The following is a 24415-nucleotide window of genomic DNA, read 5'->3' as shown; positions in this document are numbered from 1 at the left end:
CCCCCGAACCGCAGCGACGGCACCCCCTGAATCCCAGGACCGGCGCCACCTCGCACCTCTCCACCTCGCGACCACGGGAGTTCCCTCTTGGCCATGCCGCCCACTGCTTCTCGTCTGAACGCAGCCACGACGACCAAGCACCTCTTCGTCACGGGGGGCGTCGCCTCCTCGCTCGGCAAGGGGCTCACGGCCTCCAGCCTGGGTGCGCTCCTCAAGGCGCGCGGCCTGCGGGTCACGATGCAGAAGCTCGACCCGTACCTGAACGTCGACCCCGGGACGATGAACCCGTTCCAGCACGGCGAGGTCTTCGTCACCAACGACGGTGCCGAGACCGACCTGGACATCGGCCACTACGAGCGCTTCCTGGACGTCGACCTCGACGGCTCCGCGAACGTCACCACCGGCCAGGTCTACAACACCGTGATCGCCAAGGAGCGGCGCGGTGAGTACCTCGGCGACACCGTGCAGGTCATCCCGCACATCACCAACGAGATCAAGCACCGCATCCGGCGGATGGCGACCGACGACGTCGACGTCGTGATCACCGAGGTCGGCGGCACGGTCGGCGACATCGAGTCGCTGCCGTTCCTGGAGACCGTCCGCCAGGTCCGCCACGAGGTCGGCCGGGACAACGTCTTCGTCGTGCACATCTCGCTGCTCCCGTACATCGGCCCGTCCGGCGAGCTGAAGACCAAGCCGACCCAGCACTCGGTCGCCGCGCTGCGCAACATCGGCATCCAGCCCGACGCGATCGTGCTGCGCGCCGACCGCGAGGTCCCCACCGCCATCAAGCGCAAGATCTCGCTGATGTGCGACGTCGACGAGGCCGCGGTCATCGCCTGCCCGGACGCCCCGTCGATCTACGACATCCCCAAGGTCGTGCACGCCGAGGGCCTGGACGCCTACGTGGTCCGCAAGCTGGACCTGCCGTTCCGGGACGTGGACTGGACCCAGTGGGCGGACCTGCTCGACCGCGTCCACAACCCCGACCACGAGGTGAAGGTCGCGCTGGTCGGCAAGTACATCGACCTGCCGGACGCCTACCTCTCGGTCACCGAGGCGCTGCGCGCCGGCGGCTTCGCCAACCGCGCCCGCGTGAAGGTGAAGTGGGTCACCTCCGACGACTGCAGGACCCCGGCCGGCGCCGCCGAGCAGCTCGCCGACTGCGACGCGGTCTGCATCCCTGGCGGCTTCGGCGACCGCGGTGTGGACGGCAAGGTCGGCGCGATCACCTACGCCCGCGAGAACAAGCTCCCGCTGCTCGGCCTCTGCCTGGGCCTGCAGTGCGTGGTCATCGAGGCGGCCCGCAACCTGGCCGGCATCGAGGGCGCCAACTCCACCGAGTTCGACCCGGCCGCGGCCCACCCGGTGATCTCCACGATGGCCGAGCAGATGGACATCGTCGCCGGCGAGGGCGACATGGGCGGCACCATGCGACTGGGCATGTACCCGGCCAAGCTCGCCGAGGGCTCGATCGTCCGCGAGACCTACGACGACCAGCCCTACGTCGAGGAGCGGCACCGCCACCGCTACGAGGTCAACAACGCCTACCGCGGCGAGCTGGAGAAGAAGGCCGGCCTGGTCTTCTCCGGCACCTCCCCGGACAACAAGCTGGTCGAGTACGTCGAGTACCCGCGCGAGGCCCACCCCTACCTGGTCGCCACCCAGGCGCACCCGGAGCTGCGGTCCCGCCCGACCCGCCCGCACCCGCTCTTCGCCGGCCTGGTGAAGGCGGCGGTGCAGCGGCAGCAGTCCGCGCGGAAGCCGGCCGCCGCGAAGTAGCCCGCGGCACGACGGATACCGTTGCCGGGGTACGGCCTCCTTCGCCGGGGTCGTACCCCGGTTTCCGCGTTGGCACCGTCGCACGAGAGGACGCGCATGGCGATCAAGGACACCCCGGAGGAGTGGACGGTCACCGCGACCACCACGCCGTTCACCGGAAACAAGACCAGCGTGCGCACCGACGAGGTCGTTATGCCCGACGGCGCCACCGCCCGGCGCGACTACCAGGTCCACCCCGGCTCGGTGGCGGTGCTCGCCCTCGACGACGCGGACCGGGTACTCGTGCTGCGCCAGTACCGCCACCCCGTGCGGCAGCGGCTGTGGGAGATCCCGGCCGGGCTGCTCGACGTCCCCGGCGAGAACCCGCTGCACGCCGCGCAGCGCGAGCTGTACGAGGAGGCGCACGTCAAGGCCGAGGACTGGCGGGTGCTGACCGACGTCTACACCACACCCGGCGGCTGCGACGAGGCGGTACGGATCTTCCTGGCCCGCGACCTGTCCGAGGCCGAGGGGGAGCGGTTCGAGGTCTCCGAGGAGGAGGCCGACATGGAGCTGGCACGGGTGCCGCTGGCCGACCTGGTCCGCGGCGTGCTCGCCGGTGAGCTGCACAACAACTGCCTGGTCGTCGGGGCGCTGGCGCTCGGCGCGGCACGGGCGGGCGCGGGCGTGGACGCGCTGCGGCCGGCCGACGCGCCCTGGCCGGCCCGTCCCTTCGAGGGCTGACCGGGGGGCCGCGCGGCCCTTTCCATCCCGGTCAGATGATCATCCGATCCGATCGAGTGACCCAACCGCCCTGCTCCGCACGGGACGTGACGGTTCGTGAACTACGCTCGGCAGCGTGCCGGTACGCGCTCGCGGCGGGCACGTACGCGCAGGTGGACGGGAGCGTGACCGGTGACGGACCAGGCGGTGGGCGGGAGGCACCTCGCGCCGGAGACGGTGCGCGGGCCCGGCACGGCGGCCCAGCAGTGGCGGACGCCGGGGCCCCGTCAGGACCGTGCCGCACCCCGCCCCGTACCCGCCGGGTTCGCCGGCCGCCGCCGTGAACTCAAGGCCCTGCGCGCCGACATCCGGCGGGCCGGCCTGGACACCCTCTCCGGCCGCCGGGGCGCCCGCAGCCGGGTACTGCTGATCGCCGGCCGCCCCGGATCCGGCCGCACGGCCCTGGCCGAGGAACTGCTCCGCGAGCTGGCGCAGGACTATCCCGACGGGGTGCTGCGCGCCGTACTGACCGGACGCGGCGGCGAACCCGTCGCCACCGACCGCACGGCCCGCGGCCTGCTCGGCGCGCTGGGCGCCGACGCCCCGCCCGGCGCCCCCGAGGACGAGCTGACCGAGGCGCTGCGCGGCGCGCTCGCCGGGCGCCGGGCGCTGCTCCTGCTGGACGACGCGCCGGGCGCCGAAGCGGTCGAGCCGCTGATCCCGGACGCTCCGGACTGCCTGGTCGTGGTGGTCTCCCAGGGGCCGCTGACCGGTATCCCGGACGTCCGGCCGTGCGCCCTCGGCGGGCTGGACGCCGCCGCGGCCGTGGAGGTGCTGTGCCGCTACGCGGGACCGACGAGGATCACCGTCGACCCGCGGACCGCGGACGCCGTCGCGGAGGAGTGCGGCGGCCCGCCCGCCGCGCTGATACTGGCGGGCGCCTGGCTCGCCGCCCGTCCCAAGTTCTCCGTCGCCGACCTGCGCCAGGCGCTGCGGGCCGTCCCGGTGCCGCCGGACCTGCCCACCGGCGACCACCCCCTCTACCGCGCCTTCCGCCTCGCCTACGCGGCGCTGCCGCAGCCCGCCGCCCGGATGCTGCGGCTGACCACCCTCGCCCCGGACGGCCTGGTGGACGCCCATGTCGCCGCCGCGCTGGGCGGCTGCGCGGTCGACGCGGCGGCCACCGTGCTGCACGACTTCGCCGCGCTCGGCCTGCTGCGGCCGGTGCCCGCCGAGGACGCCCCCGGGATCCCGCCCGCCGACGCCGAGCCCTACCCCCGCTACCGGCTTCCCGGCTGCCTCGCCCCGCTCGCCCGCGAGCTGCTCGGGGAGCACGAGCGGCCGGCCGACGTCCAGCTGGCCCGCGCCCGGATGCTGGAGCGGACCGTACGGCTGCTCCAGTCCTGCCGGGCGGCGGCCGAGCCGGCCGACTCCCCCGCGCGCCGGAGGGCCGCGGGGCTGCCGCGGTCGCTGCGCTTCCCCTCCCGGGCGGCCGCCGCGCAGTGGCTGCGCACCCGCCGCGACGCACTCCTGGACGCCGCGCGGATCGCCGTCGCCGACGGCCAACTCGACACCCTGGACCGGCGGTTGCTGGCCGCACTGACCCGGGCGCTGCTCGCCCACCACGGCCCCGAGGCCGCCGCACCGGAGCTCTACACCCTGTACCGGCTCGTCCTGGAGGCCGCCTCGCGGCGCGGGCTGGCGCGCGAGCAGGCCGCCGCCCTGCTGAACCTCGGCGACCTGGACGCCCGAGCGGGCCGCACCGAGCAGGCGCTGGGCCGCTACCGGGGCGCACTGGAGGCCGCGCGTGCGGTGCGGGACCCGGCGGCCACCGGCCGGGCCCTGGAGTCGCTGGGGGACGGCTACGCCGAGCTGGGCGACTGGACCCGGGCCGCCGACTGGTACGGGCGGGCGCTGGAGCTGCGGCTCGCCCGCGGCGAGCGGCCCGACGCGGCGCGGCTGCACGGCCGGATCGGCACCGCACTCGGCTTCACCGGCCGCTACGAGCAGGCGCTGCGGGAGTGCCGGGCCGCCGCCCGGGCGTACCGCAGGCTCGGTGATCTCGCCGGCCAGGCGCGGGCGACGGGGGAGACGGCCCGGGTCCACGAGCACGCCGGGCGGCCCGAGGAGGCGCTGCGGAGCCTTCTGGAGGCCCTCGGCATCGCCCGCGAGGCGTCCGATGTGCGGGCCGAAACGGGGCTCCAGCTGCGGATTGCGGACACCCTCGACGGCCTCGGTGACCCGGCGGCGGCACGGCTGCACCGGGACGCCGGAGAACGCCTGCGAGAAGAGCACCCCGACTGACCTACGAAATCGGTGGTGGCATTCCAGAAAATTAATGCTTTGCAAGGCTAGACAACGTGAGGTCCTTCAATAGACTGGGCGGGCCGCGTACGGCGCGGTCAGTTCCGTCATGCATCGCATGAGGGGATAATTCCTCTGCAAGCCCTCATTCAAGGACCGTGATCGACGTGAAGGTCGGCATCCCCCGCGAAGTCAAGAACAACGAGTTCCGGGTGGCTATCACGCCCGCCGGAGTCAACGAGCTCGTCCGCAACGGCCACCAGGTCTTCATCGAGAAGGACGCCGGCCTCGGCTCGTCCATCACGAACGAGGAGTACGTCTCCGCGGGCGCCGCCATCCTCGACACCGCCGATGAGGTCTGGGACACCGCCGACCTGCTGCTGAAGGTCAAGGAGCCGATCGCCGAGGAGTACCACCGCCTCCGCAAGGACCAGACGCTCTTCACCTACCTGCACCTGGCCGCCTCCAAGGAGTGCACCGACGCCCTCCTGGCGTCCGGTACCACCGCCATCGCCTACGAGACCGTCGAGACGGCCGGCCGCCAGCTGCCGCTGCTCGCCCCGATGTCCGAGGTCGCCGGCCGGATCGCCCCGCAGGTCGGCGCGTACCACCTGATGCGCCAGGCCGGTGGCCGCGGCGTGCTGCCGGGCGGCGTCCCGGGCGTCCAGGCGGGCAAGGCCGTCGTCATCGGCGGTGGCGTCTCCGGCTGGAACGCCGTGCAGATCGCCGTGGGCCTCGGCTTCCACGTCACCCTGCTCGACAAGGACATCAACAAGCTCCGCGAGGCCGACAAGATCTTCGGTACCAAGGTGCAGACGATCGTCTCCAACGCCTACGAGCTGGAGAAGGCCGTCGTCGAGGCCGACCTGGTCGTCGGCGCGGTCCTGATCCCGGGCGCCAAGGCCCCGAAGCTGGTCACCAACGAGCTCGTCGCCAAGATGAAGCCCGGAAGTGTTCTTGTCGACATCGCCATCGACCAGGGCGGCTGCTTCGAGGACTCCAGGCCGACCACGCACGCCGAGCCGACCTTCCAGGTCCACAACTCGGTCTTCTACTGCGTCGCCAACATGCCCGGCGCGGTGCCCAACACCTCCACCTACGCCCTCACCAACGCCACGCTGCCGTACATCGTGGAGCTGGCCAACCGCGGCTGGGTCGAGGCGCTGCGCCGTGACCCGGCGCTGGCCAAGGGCCTGAACACGCACGACGGCAAGGTGGTCTACCCCGAGGTCGCCGAGGCGCACGGTCTCGAGTGCACCGAACTGCGCACGCTCCTCGGCTGAGGCGTCAACCGCGCGCGTCAATGCCGCACAACCGGCCGGGCCTTGTCGACAGGGTCCGGCCGGTCGCATGTGCGACACGCCCCGGGGGCGGATTTCGGCGGCCGGCTCTCAACTCGCCGTGAACGTAACCCTTTAACCGATTCGCATACCCCCGAAACATCGCGGTTGTGCGCTGTGCACCCTTGACATCGAGGGGTTCCGTTACCGACACATCGGGCCGGGTCACGCGGATTGTGTTGCTGCGGACGCCCGACACGCCATAGAGTCGCCAACCGTCGGCATGGTGCCACGCTGACCTATCGATAAGTTTCCTGGTCACATCCAAGGAGGTAAGACGACTTGTGAATGAGTCGACATTTACTCCCGGAGGTGGTCGGCCAGGAGCGGTTGCACGGGGCCAGGGTCCCTCGGGGCGCGAGGCTGTCGGCTCCGTAGCGGTCCACACCTTCGCAGCCCACCAGAGCACTTCCACGACAGCCCAGCAGAGCATGGACGGCCATCACGTGAACGCCATGGCCGGCGACCGGGGCAGTGGAGAACCCGCCCGTCTCGCCGACTACGACGACCTGCCCGAGGGGCACTTCTACGATCCGGACGCGGAGTACGAGCCGGACCCCGAATACGCGGCGACGCTCGCGCCGGACGCCGCGCGTCAGCGCCGCGAGCGCGTCGGCCCGACCGGTCGGCCGCTCCCGTACTTCCCCATCCCGGGACCGCTGTCGGATCACGGCCCCGCCAAAATCATTGCGATGTGCAACCAGAAGGGCGGGGTCGGCAAGACCACCTCGACCATCAACCTGGGCGCCGCACTCGCCGAATACGGACGACGGGTGCTGCTCGTCGACTTCGACCCCCAGGGAGCCCTGTCCGTCGGACTCGGCGTCAACCCGATGGAGCTCGACCTGACGGTCTACAACCTGCTCATGGAGCGGGGCATGTCGGCCGACGAGGTCCTGCTCAAGACCGCGGTCCCCAACATGGATCTGCTGCCCAGCAATATCGATTTGTCAGCGGCAGAGGTGCAGTTGGTCAGCGAGGTCGCCCGCGAGTCGACCCTCCAGCGGGCGCTGAAGCCGCTGCTGTCCGACTACGACTACATCGTCATCGACTGCCAGCCCTCGCTCGGTCTGCTGACCGTCAACGCACTGACCGCCGCTCACAAGGTCATCGTGCCGCTGGAGTGCGAGTTCTTCGCGCTGCGCGGTGTCGCGCTGCTGACCGAGACGATCGAGAAGGTCCAGGAGCGGCTCAACCCCGAACTGGAGCTGGACGGCATCCTGGCGACGATGTACGACTCCCGTACGGTGCACAGCCGCGAGGTACTGGCACGTGTCGTCGAGGCATTCGACGACCACGTCTACCACACCGTCATCGGCCGTACGGTCCGCTTCCCCGAGACCACCGTCGCGGGCGAGCCGATCACCACGTACGCGTCCAACTCCGTGGGCGCCGCCGCCTATCGCCAGCTCGCCAGGGAGGTGCTCGCCCGGTGTCACGCCGAGTGAGTCTGCCCGGAGCCGACGAACTGTTCCGTACCACCGGGGGAGTGGGGCTGCAGCCGTCCGCTCCCCGTCGCACGACGAACGGCGCCCCGGCCGGCGAGGCACCCCGGGTGCCTGCGCCGGCCGGCGAGGCGGACTCCGCCGCGGACGCGCCCGAGGCGGCCACCGCCGCCCGGCAGCGGCGGCCGGAGAACGGCGCGGCCCCCGAGGGCGCGCCGGCCGCCGACGGCGCCTCAGCGGGGCGTACGGCGCCCGCCGGGGCGCCGGCCGAGCACAGCGGCCGGGAGCCGGAGCCGGAGAGCCCCAAGGGGCACCGGACGCCGGCGGGCCGGTCGGGCCGCGGCGAGGGGGAGAGCGCGCAGACCGCGGGGTCGGGCCGCCGGCGCGGCGGGCGCGGCGCCAACCGCCGCCCCAGCGGCCGGGAACGGCACGACGAGAAGATCACCGTCTATGTCTCCGCCGAGGAGCTCATGGACCTGGAACACGCCCGCCTGGTCCTGCGCGGCGAGCACGGACTCGCCGTCGACCGCGGCCGGATCGTCCGCGAGGCGGTGGCCGTGGTCCTCGCCGACCTGGAGTCGCGCGGCGACGCCAGCATCCTGGTGCGGCGGCTGCGCGGTCGCTAGCTGTCCGCCGGATAGCCTCCTTCTTCGGCGGGACGTCCGCCGTGACCAGCCCGCCGCCCCGAGGCGCGGGACCGCAGCACCCTGGACCGCGATGCCCACGACCGACGAAGACGCCCCCGCCCCCCGCGCCCGACGAGCCCTGGGCCGGGGGCCGGGGGCGGTCCCGCGGGCCGCACCGGAAGCGGCCCCGGAAACGCCGGCCTCCGGTGAGCCGCCCGAGGCCGCGCCGGCGGACACCGCGCCGTCCGAGGCCGTGCCACCTGAGGCCGTGTCACCCGAGGCCGTACCGGGCGGGGCCGCGCCGCGGGAGAGCGCGGCCGGGGACCCCGGGGCGGGTGAGGCCGCCGCCCCCGCCGACGAGGCTCCCCGGGAGGGCGGTGACGGGCGCTTCACCCTCCGACTGGACAACTTCGAGGGCCCCTTCGACCTGCTGCTCCAGCTGATCTCCAAGCACAAGCTGGATGTCACCGAGGTCGCGCTGTCCAAGGTGACCGACGAGTTCATGGCGCACATCCGGGCCATGGGGCCGGACTGGGACCTCGACCAGACCACGGAGTTCCTGGTCGTCGCGGCCACGCTGCTGGACCTCAAGGCGGCCCGGCTGCTGCCCGCCGCCGAGGTGGAGGACGAGGCGGACCTGGCCCTCCTGGAGGCCCGGGACCTGCTCTTCGCCAGGCTGCTCCAGTACCGCGCCTACAAGGAGATCGCGGACATCTTCAGCGGCCGGCTGGCCGACGAGGCGCGCCGCCACCCCCGTACGGTCGGTCTGGAGCCACAGCACGCCGAGCTGCTGCCCGAGGTCGTCATCAGCATCGGGGCGGAGGGGTTCGCCAAGCTGGCTGTGAAGGCGATGCAGCCCAAGGCCAGGCCGCAGGTCTACGTGGACCACATCCACGCGCCCCTGGTGAGTGTCCGGGAGCAGGCCGGTGTGCTGATGGCGCGGCTGCGGGAGGTGGGCCAGGCCGGCTTCCAGGAGCTGGTCGCGGACGCACCGGACACCCTCACCGTCGTGGCGCGCTTCCTGGCTCTGCTGGAGCTCTACCGGGAGCGGGTGGTGGCGCTGGACCAGGAGGAGGCCCTGGGGGCGCTGACGGTGCGCTGGACGGGCGCGGAGGGGGCCGCGCCGGTGGTCACCGACGAGTTCGACCGGGAGCCGGACGGGCGGGAGCCGACCGGGCCGGCGGGCGCGGCGGGGGCAGCGGGCACGGCGGACCCGGCGGACGAGGACGCGGACGTGGCGGACGAGGACGAGGAGGCGCGGGCGTGAGCGGCGCGGCGTACGACATCACGGAGCAGGGCCCCGGGGAGCTGCCGGAGGCCGCGGATGCGCCCACCGGGGCGCTGGGCCTCGAAGGGCTGGAGCTGAAGCCGGCGCTGGAGGCCGTCCTCATGGTCGTCGACGAGCCGGCGACCGAGGAGCACCTGGCCAGGGTGCTGGCGCGGCCCCGCCGGGCGGTCGCGCTGGCGCTGCGCGAGCTGTCCGACGACTACACCCGCGAGGGGCGCGGTTTCGATCTGCGGCTGGTGGCCGGGGGCTGGCGGTTCTACTCCCGGGCCGCCTACGCGGACGCGGTGGAGAGCTTCGTCCTGGACGGCCAGCAGGCGCGGCTCACGCAGGCCGCATTGGAGACTCTGGCCGTGGTCGCGTACCGTCAGCCGGTCAGCCGTTCCCGCGTCTCGGCCGTACGCGGAGTCAACTGTGACGGTGTGATGCGCACGCTCCTCCAGCGCGGCCTGGTGGAGGAGGCGGGGACGGAACCTGAAACAGGTGCGATCCTGTACAGGACGACGAACTACTTTCTGGAGCGGATGGGCCTGCGCGGCCTGGACGAGCTCCCTGAGCTGGCACCGTTCCTCCCGGAGGCGGACGCGGTCGAGGGCGACTCCCCGGAAGGTATCCCGTCGTTCGACGTAGACGACAGCGGCGACTCTCAGACGGATCATGATGCGAAGCAGCGGCAGGAACAGCAGCGGCAGCGGTAAGGGCAACTACCGCGGAGCTGGCAACAAGCGGGACGAGAAGCAGCAGCGCGCGGGCCGCCCCCGTCCCGAGGAGCGCCGCTACGACGTGGGCGGATCCGCCGGCAGCGACGAGCGCCGGGGCGGCGGCAAGGGCGGCGCCCGCGGCGCGGCGGCCCGCGGCGGCGCCAAGGGCGGTCCCCGGACGGGCGCGTCCCAGGGCGGCCGGCCGGGCGGCAAGGGCGGTCCGCAGCGCGGCCGGGGCCAGGCGCCCGCGCGGTCCCGCGAGTACGACGCCAAGATCGAGGAGCGCAACCGTGCCCGCTACGACAAGCCGCAGGTCAAGACCCCCAAGACCTTCGGCGAGCAGGAGGGCGAGCGGCTCCAGAAGGTGCTGGCCCGGGCCGGTATGGGCTCGCGGCGGGCCTGCGAGGAGCTGATCGACCAGGCGCGCGTCGAGGTCAACGGCGAGATCGTCATGGAGCAGGGCGTCCGGGTCGACCCGGAGAAGGACGAGATCAAGGTCGACGGCCTGACCGTCGCGACCCAGTCGTACCTCTTCTTCGCGCTGAACAAGCCGGCCGGTGTGGTCTCCACGATGGAGGACCCGGACGGGCGCCAGTGCCTGGGCGACTACGTCACCAACCGGGAGACCCGGCTCTTCCACGTCGGCCGGCTGGACACCGAGACCGAGGGCATCATCCTGCTCACCAACCACGGCGAGCTGGCCCACCGGCTGACCCACCCGCGCTACGGCGTCCGCAAGACCTACCTCGCCGCCATCCAGGGGCCCCTCCCGCGCGACCTGGGCAAGCAGCTCAAGGACGGCATCCAGCTGGAGGACGGCTATGCGCGCGCCGACCACTTCCGGGTCGTGGAGAACACCGGCAAGAACTACCTCGTCGAGGTGAGCCTCCACGAAGGCCGCAAGCACATCGTGCGCCGGATGCTCGCCGAGGCCGGCTTCCCCGTGGACAAGCTGGTCCGGACGCACTTCGGCCCGATCGCCCTGGGCGACCAGAAGTCGGGCTGGCTGCGCCGGATGACCAACACCGAGGTCGGCATGCTGATGCGCGAGGTCGACCTGTAGGCGAAGCCGCTTGCGGCGGTGCCGGGCCACCCCTTAATGTCATCATGACGATTAAGGGGTGGTTTTCTTATGGGGCAGCTCCACGGGGGGCGTGCGGCCACGGGGTCGCTGATCGGGCTGGCGCTCGGTGACGCGCTGGGCTTTCCGACCGAGTTCAGCGATGTGCCGGGGATCCTGGCGAAGTGCGGGCCGTGGCGGGCGATGGACCTGCCGACGCCGGCGTTCGTCACCGACGACACGCAGATGACGCTCGCGCTGGGGCGCGGGCTGCGGACGGCCATGGCGCGCGGCGAACTGACCGCGACGGGACTGGAGAAGCCCGTACGGGACGCGTACGTGGCCTGGTGGCGCTCGCCCGACAACAACCGGGCGCCGGGCGGCACCTGCCTGCGCGCCTGCGAACTGCTCAGCTCCCCGTCGCGGGCCTGGGCCGACGCCAGCCAGATCGGGTCGAAGGGCTGCGGCGCCAACATGCGGGTCGCGCCCATCGGGCTGGCGCCGCGCCTGACCGCCGCGCAGCGCTCCGGCGCCGCGCAGCTCCAGTCCGCGCTGACCCACGGGCACCCCACCGGTCTCGCCGCCAGCGACCTGACCGCGTATGCCGTACGGGCGCTCGCCGACGGCGCCCGCCCGGCCGAACTGCCCGGCCTGCTGCGGGCGTACGCGCACGCGCAGCGCACCGTCTACCGGGAGGACTGGCTCGGCGACCTCTGGCGCCGGTCCCAGGCCCCCACGGCGGTGTCCTTCATCGCGCGCGGCTGGGACGAGTGCCTGGGCGTGCTGGACCGGTTGGACGCGGCGCTCGCCGCGCCGGACCCGGAGGCCGATCCGTGCCTGGCCACCGGCGCCGGCTGGATCGCCGAGGAGGCGCTGGCCACCGGGCTGCTGTGCTTCCTGCTCTTCCCGGAGGAGCCGCTCACCGCGCTGCGCCGGGCGGCCTGCACGTCCGGCGACTCCGACTCGATCGCCTGCCTCACGGGCGCCTTCGCGGGGGCCCGGCTGGGGCCCGGGGCGTGGCCCGAGGAGTGGGCCGGGCGGATCGAGTACCGCGAGGAGCTGCTGGCGCTGGGAGCGGCCTGGGATGCCTGAGCACCTGACGGCCGTCGGCGGCACCGCGGCGCCCGCCGGGCGGGACGCGGTACTGCGGGCGGCCGGGCTGCCCGCAGTCGACCTGGACGCGATCGTCGGGGAGCAGCACGACCCGCTGGTCTTCGCCACGGTCTCCGGCGCGCACCTCTACGGCTTCCCGTCCCGCGACTCCGACGTGGACCTGCGCGGCGCCCATCTGCTGCCGGTGGCCGACCTCGTGGGGCTGCGCGAGCCCGAGGAGACCCGGACGCTGATGGGGGACCGGGACGGCGTCGAGATGGACCTGGTCTCGCACGACCTGCGGAAGTTCGCCCGGCTTTCCCCCAGCCTTCGGCCGGGAGGTGCCCCCAGCTGCGCCGCAACGGCTACGTCCTGGAGCAGCTGCTCTCCCCGCTGGTCGTGCACACCACGCCCGTCCACGAGGAGCTCGTCGCGCTCGCGCCGGGGCTGCTCACCGCCCATCACGCGCACCACTACCGCGGCTTCGCGGGCACCCAGTGGCGGCTGTTCGAGAAGACCGGCGAGCTGAAGCCGCTGCTGTACACCCTGCGGGTGCTGCTGACCGGCATCCACCTGATGGCCAGTGGTCGCCTGGAGCCCCATCTGCCCACCCTGGTCGGCGAGTTGGCGATGCCCGCCTACGTACCCGAGCTGATCGCGGCCAAGGAGGCGGCGGAACACGGCCCGGCCGGCGCGGTGGTGGACCCGGCCCGGCTGCGCACCGACGTCGAGGCGCTGCACGCCCGGCTGGACGCCGCGCAGGCCGCCACCGCGCTGCCGGACGCGCCGGGTGCCCGGGACGCGCTGCACGATCTGGTCGTCCGGGCCCGGCTCGGCGGCACCGGGCGGGGCTGACCGGTCAGACCAGGCCCAGCGCGGAGTCGGGGCGGGTCCGGTAGAGGAAGTCCGCCCCCCGGGCCCGGTCCGGCTCGGCGGGCAGCGGCGAGCCGGACACCGCCGCGTCGGCCTCCTCGGACAGCGCCGCCATCCGGCGCTGCACCGCCTCCCAGGCCACCTCGCCGCGCCGGACGGCCAGCAGCTCCTCGCGGGCCGGGCCGACGTCCAGCGTCAGGACGCCGGTACGCAGCAGGTCGCGGGAGGAGGCCAGCAGCCGCAGCAGATGCATGGCGTGCTTCCAGCGGGGCGCGCCGTACCGCCGCACATCGGCGTGCAGCTGTTTGAGCTGGCCGGTGGCATAGCCGGTGAAGGTGCGGTGCGCCTGCCGGGAGAGGAACGCCCCGCGCAGCGCGAGCAGTTCCCGGCCGGTGGCGTCGGCGTGCTCCACGAAGGGCGAGTGCAGGCACTCCAGGATGTTGGGGTTGGCGCGCAGCGCGAGCTGGCAGAACCGTTCCAGCTCCCAGGAGAACTCCTCCTCGCGCGGCCCTTCCACATGGGTCGGCGGCTTCTCGAACCGCCAGAAGAGCGAGGTGGGCGCGAGGTAGACCCCGCGGCGGTCGGTGTCGCTGGTCCCGGTGGCGAGCCCGAAGGCGCGCGAGCCCATCACACACGCGTACACGGTGTGCTCGGTGACCAGGGAATGAGAGGTGGCGGCTTCCGGCATGGCGGCGATTCTCGCTGGTGGGGCGGGCCGCTGTCACCGGGTTGACAGCAGCGGGGGTGCCCGGCCGGCCATCTCGCCCACCGGCCGCGCGGACGGATGTCGGTGCGGCCGATTACGCTGATCGTGCGTGCACATCGCACGGGCACGGGGCGCGCCGAGGGTGCGCGACGCGGCACACGACGCAGGGGAGCAGTGACGTGGCGGTACGAGCCGTCCGCGGGGCCGTCCAGCTGGAGCGGGACGACGCGGAGCACATGAAGGAGCAGGTCGGCGAGCTGCTCACCGCCATTCTGGAGCGCAACGACCTGGTGCCGGACGACCTGATCAGCGTGTGGTTCACCGCCACCCCCGATCTGCACAGCGACTTCCCGGCCGCCGCCGCGCGCGGCCTGGGCATCACGGACGTCCCGCTGATCTGCGCCCAGGAGCTGGACGTCGCCGGCGCGATGGAGCGCGTGGTGCGGGTGCTGGCCCATGTGGAGACCGGGCTGTCCAAGGCCGGGATAGCCCATGTCTACCTGGGGGCCGCCGGAGCGCTGCGGAAGGACATCGCCCAGTGAGGACCGCACTCGTCATCGGAACGGGCCTGATCGGCACCTCCGCCGCGCTGGCGCTGAACGCCCGGGGCGTCCAGGTGTTCCTGGAGGACCACGACCAGGCGCAGGCCCTGACGGCCGCCGCGCTCGGCGCCGGTACGGCCGAGGCGCCGCCGGGCCCGGTCGACCTGGTGATCGTCGCGGTGCCGCCGGCCCATGTCGCGACGGCGCTGGCCGGCGCCATGCGGCGCGGTGCGGCGCGGGCGTACATCGACGTCGCCAGCGTCAAGGGCGGCCCGCGCCGCGAGCTGGAGGCGCTGGGCTGCGATCTGTCCGGCTATCTCGGGACGCACCCGATGGCCGGCCGGGAGCGCTCCGGACCGCTGGCCGCCACCGCGGATCTCTTCGAGGGCCGCCCCTGGGTGCTCACCCCGGTCCCCGGCGGTGACACCGAGGTGCTCAATCTCGCGCTGGAACTGGTCGCGCTGTGCCGGGCGGTCCCGGTGGTGATGGACGCGGACGCGCACGACCGCGCCGTCGCCCTGGTGTCGCACACCCCGCAGCTGCTCTCCAGCCTCGTCGCGGCCCGCCTCAGGGGCGCCGACGAGACCGCGGTGCGGCTCTGCGGCCAGGGCATCCGGGACGTGACCCGGATCGCGGCCTCGGATCCGGCGATGTGGATCGACATCCTGTCCGCCAACCCCGGCCCGGTCGCCGATGTGCTGGCCGAGGTCGCCGCCGATCTGGACGCGACCGTGCGGTCGCTGCGTGCCCTGGAGTCCGCCGACGAGGACAAGCGAGGCAGCGGGGCCACCGGCATCGCCGACGTGCTCCGCCGGGGCAACGCCGGCCGCGAGCGGGTGCCCGGCAAGCACGGCGCCGCCCCGGCCGCGTACGAGACCGTCGCGGTCTACATCGGCGACCAGCCCGGCGAGCTCGCCCGGATCTTCGCCGACGCGGGCCGTGCCGGGGTCAACATCGAGGACGTCCGCATCGAGCACGCCACCGGCCAGCAGGCCGGCTTCATCCAGCTGACGGTCGAGCCGCCGGCGGTGCCGGTACTGACCGCGGAGCTGCGGGAGCGGGGGTGGTCGATCCGGCAGTGACTCCGTGGACGGCGCTCTGCGGCGCAGCCAGTAACCTTGTCCGAGGCCCTTGGTGCCCTGGACCGCCGCCCCGTGTACAAGAAAGGTGTTCGTCACCGTGGAAACCGCCGCTCGGACCGCCCCGGCTGCAGTGATTGTCGCCATCGACGGCCCCGCAGGCACGGGCAAGTCCAGCACGTCCAGGGCCGTCGCCGCCACGCTGGGACTCGGCTACCTCGACACCGGCGCGCAGTACCGCGCGATCACGTGGTGGATGCTGACCAACGGCATCGACGTCGACGACGCGGTCGCGGTGGCCGACGCCAGCGCCAAGCCGGTGATCGTCTCCGGTACGGACCCGGCCGCCCCGACCATCACCGTCGACGGCCTCGACGCCGCGGGCCCGATCCGCAGCCAGGAGGTCACCGCCGCGGTCAGCGCGGTCAGCGCCGTCCCCGAGGTGCGCGCCCGGATCACCGACCTCCAGCGCAGCATCGCCGCCGCGGCGCCGCACGGCATCGTCGTCGAGGGCCGGGACATCGGCATAACCGTCCTGCCGGACGCCGACCTCAAGGTCTTCCTCACCGCCTCCCCGGAGGCGCGGGCGGCCCGGCGCAACGGTGAGCTCAAGGGCAAGGACGCCCTCGATCTGGCCGCCACCCGCGAGGCGCTGATCAAGCGGGACGCCGCCGACTCCTCCCGCAAGACCTCCCCGCTGGCCAAGGCGGACGACGCGGTCGAGGTCGACACCACCGACCTGACGCTGGATCAGGTCATCGAGTGCGTGGTCACCCTCGTCGAGGGCGTCAGCGCCGAAAAAGCGGGGCGGGTCGCCCGGTGACCGACTCCGGCAAGCCGCCGAGCCCCCGGGGCGCCGCGGTCGGCAGGCGGATCGGCATCGGGCTGATGTACGGCCTGTGGCAGCCGCGGGTGCTGGGCGCCTGGCGGGTACCGGCCAGCGGACCGGTGATCCTCGCCGTCAACCACTCCCACGGCATCGACGGACCGATGCTGATGGGCACGGCGCCGCGACCGGTGCACTTCCTGATCAAGAAGGAAGCCTTCGTCGGCCCGCTGGACCCGTTCCTGCGGGGCATCGGGCAGCTGAAGGTGGACCGCCAGGCCGCCGACCGCAAGGCGATCACCGACGCGCTCGGGGTGCTGGCGGCCGGCGGGGTACTGGGGATCTTCCCGGAAGGCACCCGCGGCGAGGGCGACTTCGCCTCCCTGCGGGCCGGGCTCGCGTACTTCGCGGTGCGCTCCGGCGCCCCGGTCGTCCCGGTGGCGGTGCTCGGCAGCACCGACCGCCCCAGCCGGCTCACCCCGGCCCTGCCGCGGCTGCGCAGTCGCATCGACGTCGTCTTCGGGGACGCGTTCGAGGCGGGCGGCAGTGGGCGGCGCACCCGTAAGGCGCTGGACGAGGCGACCGTACGGATCCAGGAGCGGCTGACCGCCCACCTGGCACAGGCCCGGCGCCTTACCGGGCGCTGACCGACACTTGAGTAGTGGGCCGGCCACGAGCGGCCCACCGACCACATGGATGAACGAGGAACGGACTTCATGAACGAGCAGATCCACACCGGCGACGAGCACGGTGCGCTTGGCGACGCCGAGTACGCGGAGTTCATGGAGCTCGCCGCGGAAGAGGGCTTCGACCTGGAAGAGGTCGAGGGCGACATCGCCGCGGCCGGCCACGGCCCGCTGCCGGTCCTCGCCGTCATCGGCCGTCCCAACGTCGGCAAGTCGACGCTGGTGAACCGCATCATCGGCCGCCGCGAGGCGGTCGTCGAGGACCGGCCGGGCGTCACCCGCGACCGGGTCACCTACGAGGCCGACTGGAACGGCCGCCGCTTCAAGGTCGTCGACACCGGCGGCTGGGAGCAGGACGTGCTCGGCATCGACGCCTCCGTGGCGATGCAGGCCGAGTTCGCCATCGAGGCCGCCGACGCGGTGGTCTTCGTCGTGGACTCCAAGGTCGGCGCGACCGACACCGACGAGGCCGTGGTCAAGCTGCTGCGCCGCTCCGGCAAGCCGGTGGTCCTGGTCGCCAACAAGGTCGACGGCCCGTCCGGCGAGGCGGACGCCGCCATGCTGTGGTCGCTGGGCCTCGGCGAGCCGCACCCGGTCTCCGCGCTGCACGGCCGCGGCACCGGCGACATGCTCGACGCCGCGCTGGAGGCGCTGCCCGAGGCGCCCGCGCAGACCTTCGGCGCCACCGTCGGCGGCCCCCGCCGGATCGCGCTGATCGGCCGCCCGAACGTCGGCAAGTCGTCGCTGCTCAACAAGGTCGCCGGCGAGGAGCGGGTGGTGGTCAACGAGATGGCCGGCACCACCCGCGACCCGGTCGACGAGATGATCGAACTGGGCGGCAAGACCTGGAAGTTCGTGGACACCGCCGGTATCCGCCGCCGGGTGCACCTCCAGGAGGGCGCCGACTACTACGCCTCGCTGCGCACCGCGGCGGCCGTGGAGAAGGCCGAGGTCGCGGTCGTCCTGATCGACGCCGGGGAGTCCATCAGCGTCCAGGACCAGCGGATCATCACCATGGCCGTGGAGGCCGGCCGTGCCCTGGTCATCGCCTACAACAAGTGGGACACCCTCGACGAGGAGCGCCGCTTCTATCTGGAGCGTGAGATCGAGCGGGACCTCGTGCAGATCCCGTGGGCGATGCGGGTCAACGTCTCCGCGCGCACCGGCCGCCACATGGAAAAGCTGGTCCCGGCGATCGAGACCGCGCTGGCCGGATGGGAGACCCGGATCCCCACCGGCCGGCTGAACGCCTTCCTCGGTGAGATCGTGGCCTCCCACCCGCACCCGATCCGCGGCGGCAAGCAGCCCCGCATTCTCTTCGGCACCCAGGCCGGCACCAAGCCGCCGCGCTTCGTGCTCTTCGCCTCGGGCTTCCTGGAGGCCGGTTACCGCCGGTTCATCGAGCGGCGGCTCCGTGAGGAGTTCGGCTTCGAGGGGACGCCGATCCACATCTCCGTGCGGGTGCGCGAGAAGCGCAACAGTAAGAAGAAGTAGCAGGACGAGAAGAAGTAGCGGAGAAGTAGCGGACGGCCGAGCAGCGCGAGCGAAGCAGCGGGGGCGGCGGTTTCTCTCTCCCGGGGCGGTCGGCAGGTGTCAGTGACCGCCGGGGGGCCGGGAGGGGTCCCGCTGCCCCGGCGGCAGGGCCTGCATCTGGCCGCCCCGGGGCTGGAACGGCTGCCGGCCGACGGCCTCCCAGTGGCCCGTCGAGGCCGTGGTGCGCCGCCAACTCGCACTGCCGCGCAGCGATTCCGGTACCTCCACCTCGTCCGTACGGTCCCCGGGCAGCGCCCGGAAGGAGCGCCGGTACTCGGCGTACAACGCGTCGTAGATCGGCGTGGCGGAGCCGCGGTCGGCGGGGTGCGGCGTCCGGTGTTCGCGGGACGGCCGCATCGCGGGGATCGAGTGGGGGTACGGGGCGCGGGGGGAGGGGTCGTATGCGTGCACGTAGGTGCCAACGACCCCGATGGCCCCGGGATGCGGCTTTCTGTCGGAAATGGCTGATCGCGGGAGTAATGCCGCCACATCGGGCGGTCGTACTCCCGCGATCGGGGGAACGTCCGGTCAGGTCCCGGCCAGCGGCATCGACGCGGCGACCAGCTTGCCGTCCTCGGCGGCCTTCTCCAGCGCCTGGCGCATGAGGTCCTCGCGCGGCTGATGGCCGATGGCGCCGGAGGGCGCGGCGTACATCAGCACGGTCTTGGCCTTGTTGGCCGCGGTGCGCCAGCCGTCCGAGACCGCCAGCGGCTGGTGGGCCTGCCACCAGGCCTGCTGGCTGCCGGCGGTGCCGGGCTGGAGGACGGCGTGCAGCTTGCCCATCGCCAGCAGCGCGGACCAGCCGGCGACCGGGGCGGGCAGCGTGTTCATGTCCGTCACCGGGGCGAAGCCGTGCTCGATGAGCAGCGGCAGGAAGTCGTCCTCCAGGCCGGCCGATCCGGGGCGGGCGATCGGGCCGTTGGGCTCCACCACCAGGGCGGGGTGCAGCTCTTCCTTGACCAGGACCAGGCCGCAGGTGATGCCGAGGGTCGCCTGGCGGTCGCTGGTGGGGATCGGGGCGGGCGGGGCCGGCGAGGCGGGCGGGGCAGGCGGTGCGGGCTCGGAGCCGGGGGTGCGGGGCGCGGCGTCCTCGCCGGTGATCGAGCGCACGGCGCCCCGGAGCTGCTCCTCGGACACCGGCACGACCTGCGAGGGGATGCACGTGGCGTGCGCGAACGCGAGGACCGCGGTCTCCTCGCCGACGAAGAGTACGGTGCTGGTCCGCTCCTGCTCGCTGTCACCGGGGGTCCGGCAGGAGGTGCAGTCGTAGCTGCCGGGGGCATCGTCACCGGCCAGCAGGCGGTCGGCTTCTTCGTCGCCGATCTCGGCGCGAACGTCGTCGCTGACGTCGAGCATGCGCGGCACGGGTGGCTCCTCGATCTCTGAGCGGCTGCCGGGCGGTCTCCCGGCTCGTACAAGGACAACGGGTGACCATCGGGAGAGTCACGCGCGGACGGGAACAGAATCGAACCAATCGGCGTACAGCGGGAATCAGCGGAAAGGGGGCAGGGAACCGGTCACACACCGCCAATACCCGTGCAGAACGTGGCCCAGGTGGCGGCGATCCGTACACCGGACCGGGTGGGTTCGCGGTGCGGAGGGCGCGGCGCGGTGGCGCCCGGCGGCCCGCTGCCTACCGTCACCGGCTATGTCGGACAATTCTTCGGCGCCGCGGCGTATCGCGGAATCCGTCGGGCTGCTCACCGCGGCAGCCGCTGCCGTGGTCCTGTGCTTTCCCAGTGGCGCCGTCGCCGACGGTGAGCCGGGCGGCAAGGGCGGCGGCAAGGGCGGCGGCCGGCCCCCGTACGCCTGCGCCGACGACGAGTGGCCGTGGGGGTGCCTCGCCGAGTGCGAGAGCAGCGGCGACTGGCACATCAACACCGGCAACGACTACTACGGCGGCCTGCAGTTCTGGCAGCCCACCTGGGAGGCGTACGGCGGCCTCCGGTACGCCGGGCGCGCCGACCTCGCGACCCGGGACGAGCAGATCACGGTGGCCAAGAGGGTGCAGGCCGACCAGGGTTGGGGCGCCTGGCCGGTGTGCGCCCGGCGCTACGGGCTGATCAAGGACCGCATCCATGTCGTACGGCGCGGTGACACCCTCTCCGGGATCGCGCACCGATACCACGTCAAGGGCGGCTGGCGGGCGCTGTACAAGGCCAACCGCAAGACCGTCGGGGAGCGTCCGGAGCGGTTGAAGGTCGGGACCCGGCTGATGCTTCCGGTGCCGCGCGTCCGAAGCACCGTCTGAGCGCTCCGTTTCCGCCAGAGTTCCCGGAACCGGGTACCGATGCCCTAACCTTTTCGGCACGACTTGGCGAACACCCCCAACCGTGAAGGCCGTTCGTCGGTCTTGCTCTTCAAACAGCCGGACGCAGGAGGCCGTCGGGGCGGGCGATGTGGTCCGCGGGGGGACCGGGACGAGCGGAGACCAGGGGACGCGGGGACGGATGCACATCTCATTCCTCATTCACCATGCCTATGGCACCGGGGAGACGGTCCGTACGACGTTCGGCCTGGCGGGTGCCCTCGCCGAGCGGCACGACGTCGAGATCGTCTCCGTGCTGCGGTACCGCGACGCCCCGGCCGTGGAGCTCGGCCCCGGCGTCGCGCTGCGGCATCTCGTGGACCTCCGGGCGCACGGCCCCGCCCGCGACCGCGCCGACCCGGCGCACGCCCGCCCGGCCCGGGTCTTCCCGGCCGCCGACAGCCGCTCCGGTCAGTACAGCGAGCTCACCGACCGCCGGATCGCGCAGTACCTGCGCCGGACCGAGGCGGACGTGGTGGTCGGCACCCGGCCCGGACTGAACGTGCACGTCGCCCGGCAGACCCGCCGCGGCCCGCTCCGGGTGGGCCAGGAGCGGATCGGCCTGGACGCCCACGGCCGGGCGCTCAAGTCGGCGCTGCGCGGGGCCTATCCGCGGCTGGACGCCGTCCTCACCGCAGGCGAGGCCGACGCCCGCGCCTGGCGCCGCGGGCTGCGGCTGCCCGGCGTCCGCGTCGAGGCGCTGCCCAGCGGGGTGCCCGCGCCGCGCCTGGCGCCCGCCGACGGCAGCGGCAAGTGGGTGGTGGCGGCCGGCCGGCTCACCCGGGCCACCCGCTTCGACATCCTCGTCCGGGCCTTCGCCGGGGTCGTCGCCGTGCGCCCCGACTGGCGGCTGCGGATCTACGGCGGCGGCACCGAGAAGGCCGCGCTGCGCGCCCTCATCGACGAACTCGGCCTGTACAACCACGTGTTCCTGATGGGCCCGGCCGGTCCGCTGGAGTCCGAGTGGGCCAAGGGCTCCATCGCCGCGGTCACCGCCGGCCGGGAGCCGTCCGCGACGACCGCCGCCGAGGCGATGCGCTGCGGACTGCCCGTCGTCGCCACCGACTGCCCCGGCGGGCCGGGCGAGATCGTCGCGGACGGGGTGGACGGCAGGCTGGTGCCGGCCGGGAAACCGGCGGCGCTGACCGGTGCGCTGCTCGCGCTGATCGGCGACGACGCCGCCCGCAGGCGGATGGGCGCCGCCGCGCTCGCCTCGTCCGCCCGCTTCGACCCGGCCGCGGTCGCCGTGCGCCATGCCGCGCTCTTCGACGAACTGCTCGCGGTGCGGCGCGGCAGCAGCCTGCGCGACTCCCTGCACCGCGCCCGGGGCGCCCTGGTGGGCGGTGCCTACGCCGCCAAGTACGCCGCCGAGCACACCGCCCGCGCCGCGGTGAGAGGGGTGCGGACGGCATGAACGCCTCGACGCGGTCCACCGTCACCGGGCCCGGCGCGGCCGGGCGCCCGGCCCGCAGACCCGACAGCGGCCGGCCGGGGGAGCGGCGGACCACGGCAACGGGAGAGGAACCGCCGGTGCCGGTGGACCTGAAGGCCGACTGCATCGCGGACTCCGCGGGCGGCCTCACCTTCGATCTGAACGTCCCCCAGGGAACCGGCACTTCCTGGAGCGCGGCCCTGGTGCTGCGGCTGCGCGGTGGTGCGCGGGCCGACGGCACCGACGACGAGGTGCGGCTCCCGCTCGGGCCGAACGGCTCCGGCCGGCTGCGCGCCGTACTGCCCAGCACCGTCGCGCTCGCCGAGGGCCGCTGGAACGCCTATGCCGACCTGGGCGACGGCCGCGACCCGCGCCGGCTGCTGCCCGGTGTCAACGACCTGCGCTCGCTGGTGGACCGCCGGCCGCTGACGGGCATCGGTCGGCTCGGCGTCCGGATCCCGTACGCGACCAAGCTCGGCAACCTCGCGCTGCGCAGCTGGCTGCGCGGACCGCACGCCGAGGCCGGCGACATCCTCGTGGCGCCCGAGGGCATGACGGTCACCGGCCGCCTCTACGGGGCGAGTCCGGCGGATGGCGCGCGGGCCGAGGCCCGGGTGCGCGGCGCGGACGAGGAACCGGCCGCCGTCACCGTCCCGTTGGCCGTCGACGGCCCGGACTTCACCTTCACCGTCCCCTACGACGAGCTGGCCGCGGGCTGGCGGCGCGGCAGCGGGCCGTGGGACCTGTGGCTGCGCCCCGCCGAGGGCGCCCGGCCGGTCCGTATCGCCCGCCTGCTGGACGATGTCGCGGACAAGAAGCAGGTGTTCAGCTACCCGGCGCTGACGGTGCGGGCCGCGGCCGGGGCGCTGCGGATCGGCCCGTACTACACGCTCGACAACGACCTGGCCATCCGCGTCACCGGCCCGGCCGCGCGCGGATAGCGCCCGCGATGGCGGAGGAGTCCGGCGGAGTGCCGCTGAGCATCGGGGAGTTGGCCCGCCGGGCGGGGGTGACGGTCAAGACCGTGCGCCACTACTCGGACCAGGGGCTGCTCCCGGACGCCGGCCGCAGCGCGGGCGGGCACCGGCGCTACGGGCCGGAGGCCCTGGACCGGCTGCGGCGGATCCGGGATCTGCGCGCCTTCGGGATGCCGCTGCCGGACGTCGCCGAGGCGCTGGCGGGCGGCTCCCTGGAGCGGGCGCTGGCCGGGCGGCTCGCCGCGGTCGGCGGGCAGCTCACCGCGCTGCGCTGGCAGGAAGCCGCGCTGCGCGCCCTCACCGAGGCGCCCGGGGAGCAACGCCCGGCGCTGCTGCGGCTGTTGGGCGGCCTCCCGCTGCCGCCGACCGGCGACATCGCGGTCCGCTTCTGGCGCCGGCAGCTGCCCCGCGCGCTGCCGCCCGCGCTGCGTGCCGCGGTCATCGACGCCGCGGTGCCGGTCCCGCCCGCGGACCCCGAACCGGCCCAGGTCGTCGGCTACGCCCGGCTGCACGCGCTCACCGCGGCCGGCACCGGGGGCCTGGCCGAACGCTGCCGCCGGGTGCGCCGGACGGCGGCCCTGGCCGGGGACACCGACCCGGTGGCGCTCTACCGGGGGCTGGGCGAGGCGTACGCGCTGGCCGCCGCGGCGCTCGCCGCGGGCCGTGCGCCCGGCCCCGGTGACGAGCTGGACTCCTTCGTGGCCGCGCATGCCCGCGCGTACCGCAGGCGGGACAGCCCCGCGTTCCGCGCCGGGCTGCGGGCGGTCACGGCGGCCGGTGAGGACCCGCGGATGCGGGCGTACTGGCGGTATGTCGACGAGGCGACCGGAGGCGGCGGCCCGACGATGGGGGCCGCGCACGACTGGCTGGTCGGCGCGCTCGGCCGCGACGGCTGAGCGGGCCGACCAGCCAGTCGTGCGCGGCGGTCCCGAACGCTGGGAGACTCGGGGGATGTTGGACACCTCGGCGCGTCTGCTGCGTCTGCTCTCGTTGCTCCAGTCCCACCGCGAGTGGCCGGGGGCGGAGCTCGCCGACCGCCTCGGCGTCACCCCGCGCACCGTCCGGCGGGACGTCGACCGGCTGCGCGAACTGGGGTATCCCGTCCACTCCGCGCCC

General features: G+C 73.8%; 23 protein-coding genes and 1 pseudogene. 21 read left to right on the top strand and 3 right to left on the bottom strand.

The features are described 5' to 3' along the window. The first annotated feature begins 93 nt into the window (after positions 1-93). The 11 genes and pseudogenes from RZ84_RS08140 to RZ84_RS08090 all read left to right on the top strand — a co-directional run bounded on the left by RZ84_RS08140 (position 94) and on the right by RZ84_RS08090 (position 13192). Entirely contained in the window at positions 94-1782 is a 1689-nt protein-coding gene (locus tag RZ84_RS08140; protein WP_043263726.1) for a CTP synthase, read from the top strand. Between the two features lie 96 nt (positions 1783-1878). Then, positions 1879-2505: an NUDIX domain-containing protein gene (locus RZ84_RS08135; RefSeq protein ID WP_043263725.1), complete on the top strand. Its 627-nt coding sequence runs from the start codon at positions 1879-1881 to the stop codon at positions 2503-2505. Positions 2506-2676: 171 nt separating this feature from the next. Then, the gene (locus RZ84_RS08130; protein ID WP_043263724.1) at positions 2677-4788 is read left to right on the top strand and encodes a tetratricopeptide repeat protein; all 2112 of its coding nucleotides are present in this window, start codon (positions 2677-2679) and stop codon (positions 4786-4788) included. A 167-nt stretch (positions 4789-4955) separates the two neighbouring features. Beyond that, the gene (ald, locus tag RZ84_RS08125; protein WP_043269389.1) at positions 4956-6071 is read left to right on the top strand and encodes an alanine dehydrogenase; all 1116 of its coding nucleotides are present in this window, start codon (positions 4956-4958) and stop codon (positions 6069-6071) included. A gap of 341 nt (positions 6072-6412) precedes the next feature. Further along, positions 6413-7576, top strand: a complete 1164-nt coding sequence (locus tag RZ84_RS08120) for a ParA family protein (RefSeq protein ID WP_078893630.1) — start codon at positions 6413-6415, stop codon at positions 7574-7576. Then, the gene (locus RZ84_RS08115) at positions 7561-8199 is read left to right on the top strand and encodes a hypothetical protein (protein ID WP_078893629.1); all 639 of its coding nucleotides are present in this window, start codon (positions 7561-7563) and stop codon (positions 8197-8199) included. Before RZ84_RS08120 ends, RZ84_RS08115 begins: the two co-directional genes overlap by 16 nt. Before the next feature lie 91 nt (positions 8200-8290). Beyond that, complete coding sequence (locus tag RZ84_RS08110; protein WP_043263721.1) at positions 8291-9466, top strand: segregation and condensation protein A; 1176 nt, start codon at positions 8291-8293, stop codon at positions 9464-9466. 41 nt (positions 9467-9507) lie between these two features. Further along, positions 9508-10182 carry an SMC-Scp complex subunit ScpB gene (gene scpB, locus RZ84_RS08105; protein WP_052230444.1) on the top strand — a complete coding sequence of 225 codons (675 nt, stop codon included), beginning with the start codon at positions 9508-9510 and terminating at the stop codon, positions 10180-10182. Next, on the top strand, positions 10145-11248 hold the full coding sequence (locus tag RZ84_RS08100) for a pseudouridine synthase (RefSeq protein WP_043263720.1): 1104 nt from the start codon (positions 10145-10147) through the stop codon (positions 11246-11248). The genes scpB and RZ84_RS08100 overlap by 38 nt, the downstream gene beginning before the upstream one ends. A 69-nt stretch (positions 11249-11317) precedes the next feature. Next, entirely contained in the window at positions 11318-12337 is a 1020-nt protein-coding gene (locus RZ84_RS08095) for an ADP-ribosylglycohydrolase family protein (RefSeq protein ID WP_043263719.1), read from the top strand. Next, positions 12330-13192, top strand: a pseudogene (locus RZ84_RS08090) (nucleotidyltransferase domain-containing protein). The gene RZ84_RS08095 and the pseudogene RZ84_RS08090 overlap by 8 nt, the downstream one beginning before the upstream one ends. Positions 13193-13196: 4 nt before the next feature. Here the strand turns inward: RZ84_RS08090 and RZ84_RS08085 are convergent. Continuing rightward, positions 13197-13898, bottom strand: coding sequence for a nucleotidyltransferase domain-containing protein (locus RZ84_RS08085; protein ID WP_043263718.1), 702 nt, complete (start codon positions 13896-13898; stop codon positions 13197-13199). 197 nt (positions 13899-14095) lie between these two features. Here RZ84_RS08085 and aroH point away from each other — a divergent pair, with 197 nt between their 5' ends. The 5 genes from aroH to der all read left to right on the top strand — a co-directional run bounded on the left by aroH (position 14096) and on the right by der (position 18543). Next, positions 14096-14458: a chorismate mutase gene (aroH, locus tag RZ84_RS08080; protein ID WP_043263717.1), complete on the top strand. Its 363-nt coding sequence runs from the start codon at positions 14096-14098 to the stop codon at positions 14456-14458. Next, positions 14455-15540, top strand: a complete 1086-nt coding sequence (locus RZ84_RS08075; protein WP_043263716.1) for a prephenate dehydrogenase — start codon at positions 14455-14457, stop codon at positions 15538-15540. Before aroH ends, RZ84_RS08075 begins: the two co-directional genes overlap by 4 nt. A gap of 85 nt (positions 15541-15625) precedes the next feature. Continuing rightward, complete coding sequence (gene cmk / locus RZ84_RS08070; RefSeq protein WP_043263715.1) at positions 15626-16360, top strand: (d)CMP kinase; 735 nt, start codon at positions 15626-15628, stop codon at positions 16358-16360. Then, the gene (locus RZ84_RS08065) at positions 16357-17010 is read left to right on the top strand and encodes a lysophospholipid acyltransferase family protein (RefSeq protein ID WP_043263714.1); all 654 of its coding nucleotides are present in this window, start codon (positions 16357-16359) and stop codon (positions 17008-17010) included. The genes cmk and RZ84_RS08065 overlap by 4 nt, the downstream gene beginning before the upstream one ends. Before the next feature lie 69 nt (positions 17011-17079). Then, positions 17080-18543: a ribosome biogenesis GTPase Der gene (der, locus tag RZ84_RS08060; RefSeq protein ID WP_043263713.1), complete on the top strand. Its 1464-nt coding sequence runs from the start codon at positions 17080-17082 to the stop codon at positions 18541-18543. Between the two features lie 99 nt (positions 18544-18642). Here the strand turns inward: der and RZ84_RS08055 are convergent, their stop codons facing one another. Next, entirely contained in the window at positions 18643-18939 is a 297-nt protein-coding gene (locus RZ84_RS08055) for a hypothetical protein (protein WP_347232737.1), read from the bottom strand. Positions 18940-19110: 171 nt separating this feature from the next. Next, the gene (locus RZ84_RS08050; protein ID WP_198539954.1) at positions 19111-19947 is read right to left on the bottom strand and encodes a hypothetical protein; all 837 of its coding nucleotides are present in this window, start codon (positions 19945-19947) and stop codon (positions 19111-19113) included. 283 nt (positions 19948-20230) lie between these two features. Here RZ84_RS08050 and RZ84_RS08045 point away from each other — a divergent pair, with 283 nt between their 5' ends. From RZ84_RS08045 to RZ84_RS40775, 5 genes are all read left to right on the top strand, one after another. After that, entirely contained in the window at positions 20231-20833 is a 603-nt protein-coding gene (locus RZ84_RS08045; protein ID WP_043263711.1) for a LysM peptidoglycan-binding domain-containing protein, read from the top strand. A 199-nt stretch (positions 20834-21032) separates the two neighbouring features. Beyond that, positions 21033-22304: a glycosyltransferase gene (locus RZ84_RS08040; protein ID WP_043263710.1), complete on the top strand. Its 1272-nt coding sequence runs from the start codon at positions 21033-21035 to the stop codon at positions 22302-22304. Then, positions 22301-23263 carry a hypothetical protein gene (locus RZ84_RS08035; RefSeq protein ID WP_241777621.1) on the top strand — a complete coding sequence of 321 codons (963 nt, stop codon included), beginning with the start codon at positions 22301-22303 and terminating at the stop codon, positions 23261-23263. The genes RZ84_RS08040 and RZ84_RS08035 overlap by 4 nt, the downstream gene beginning before the upstream one ends. A gap of 29 nt (positions 23264-23292) precedes the next feature. Beyond that, positions 23293-24195: a helix-turn-helix domain-containing protein gene (locus RZ84_RS08030; protein WP_241777620.1), complete on the top strand. Its 903-nt coding sequence runs from the start codon at positions 23293-23295 to the stop codon at positions 24193-24195. Positions 24196-24250: 55 nt separating this feature from the next. Next, on the top strand, positions 24251-24415 hold a 165-nt coding region (locus tag RZ84_RS40775; RefSeq protein WP_241778024.1), incomplete at its 3' end, for a helix-turn-helix domain-containing protein.

Origin of the sequence: Streptomyces sp. CT34 (assembly GCF_000805335.1) — a bacterium.
Lineage (GTDB): Bacteria > Actinomycetota > Actinomycetes > Streptomycetales > Streptomycetaceae > Streptomyces.
This window is presented reverse-complemented; position numbering and strand designations above follow the sequence as displayed.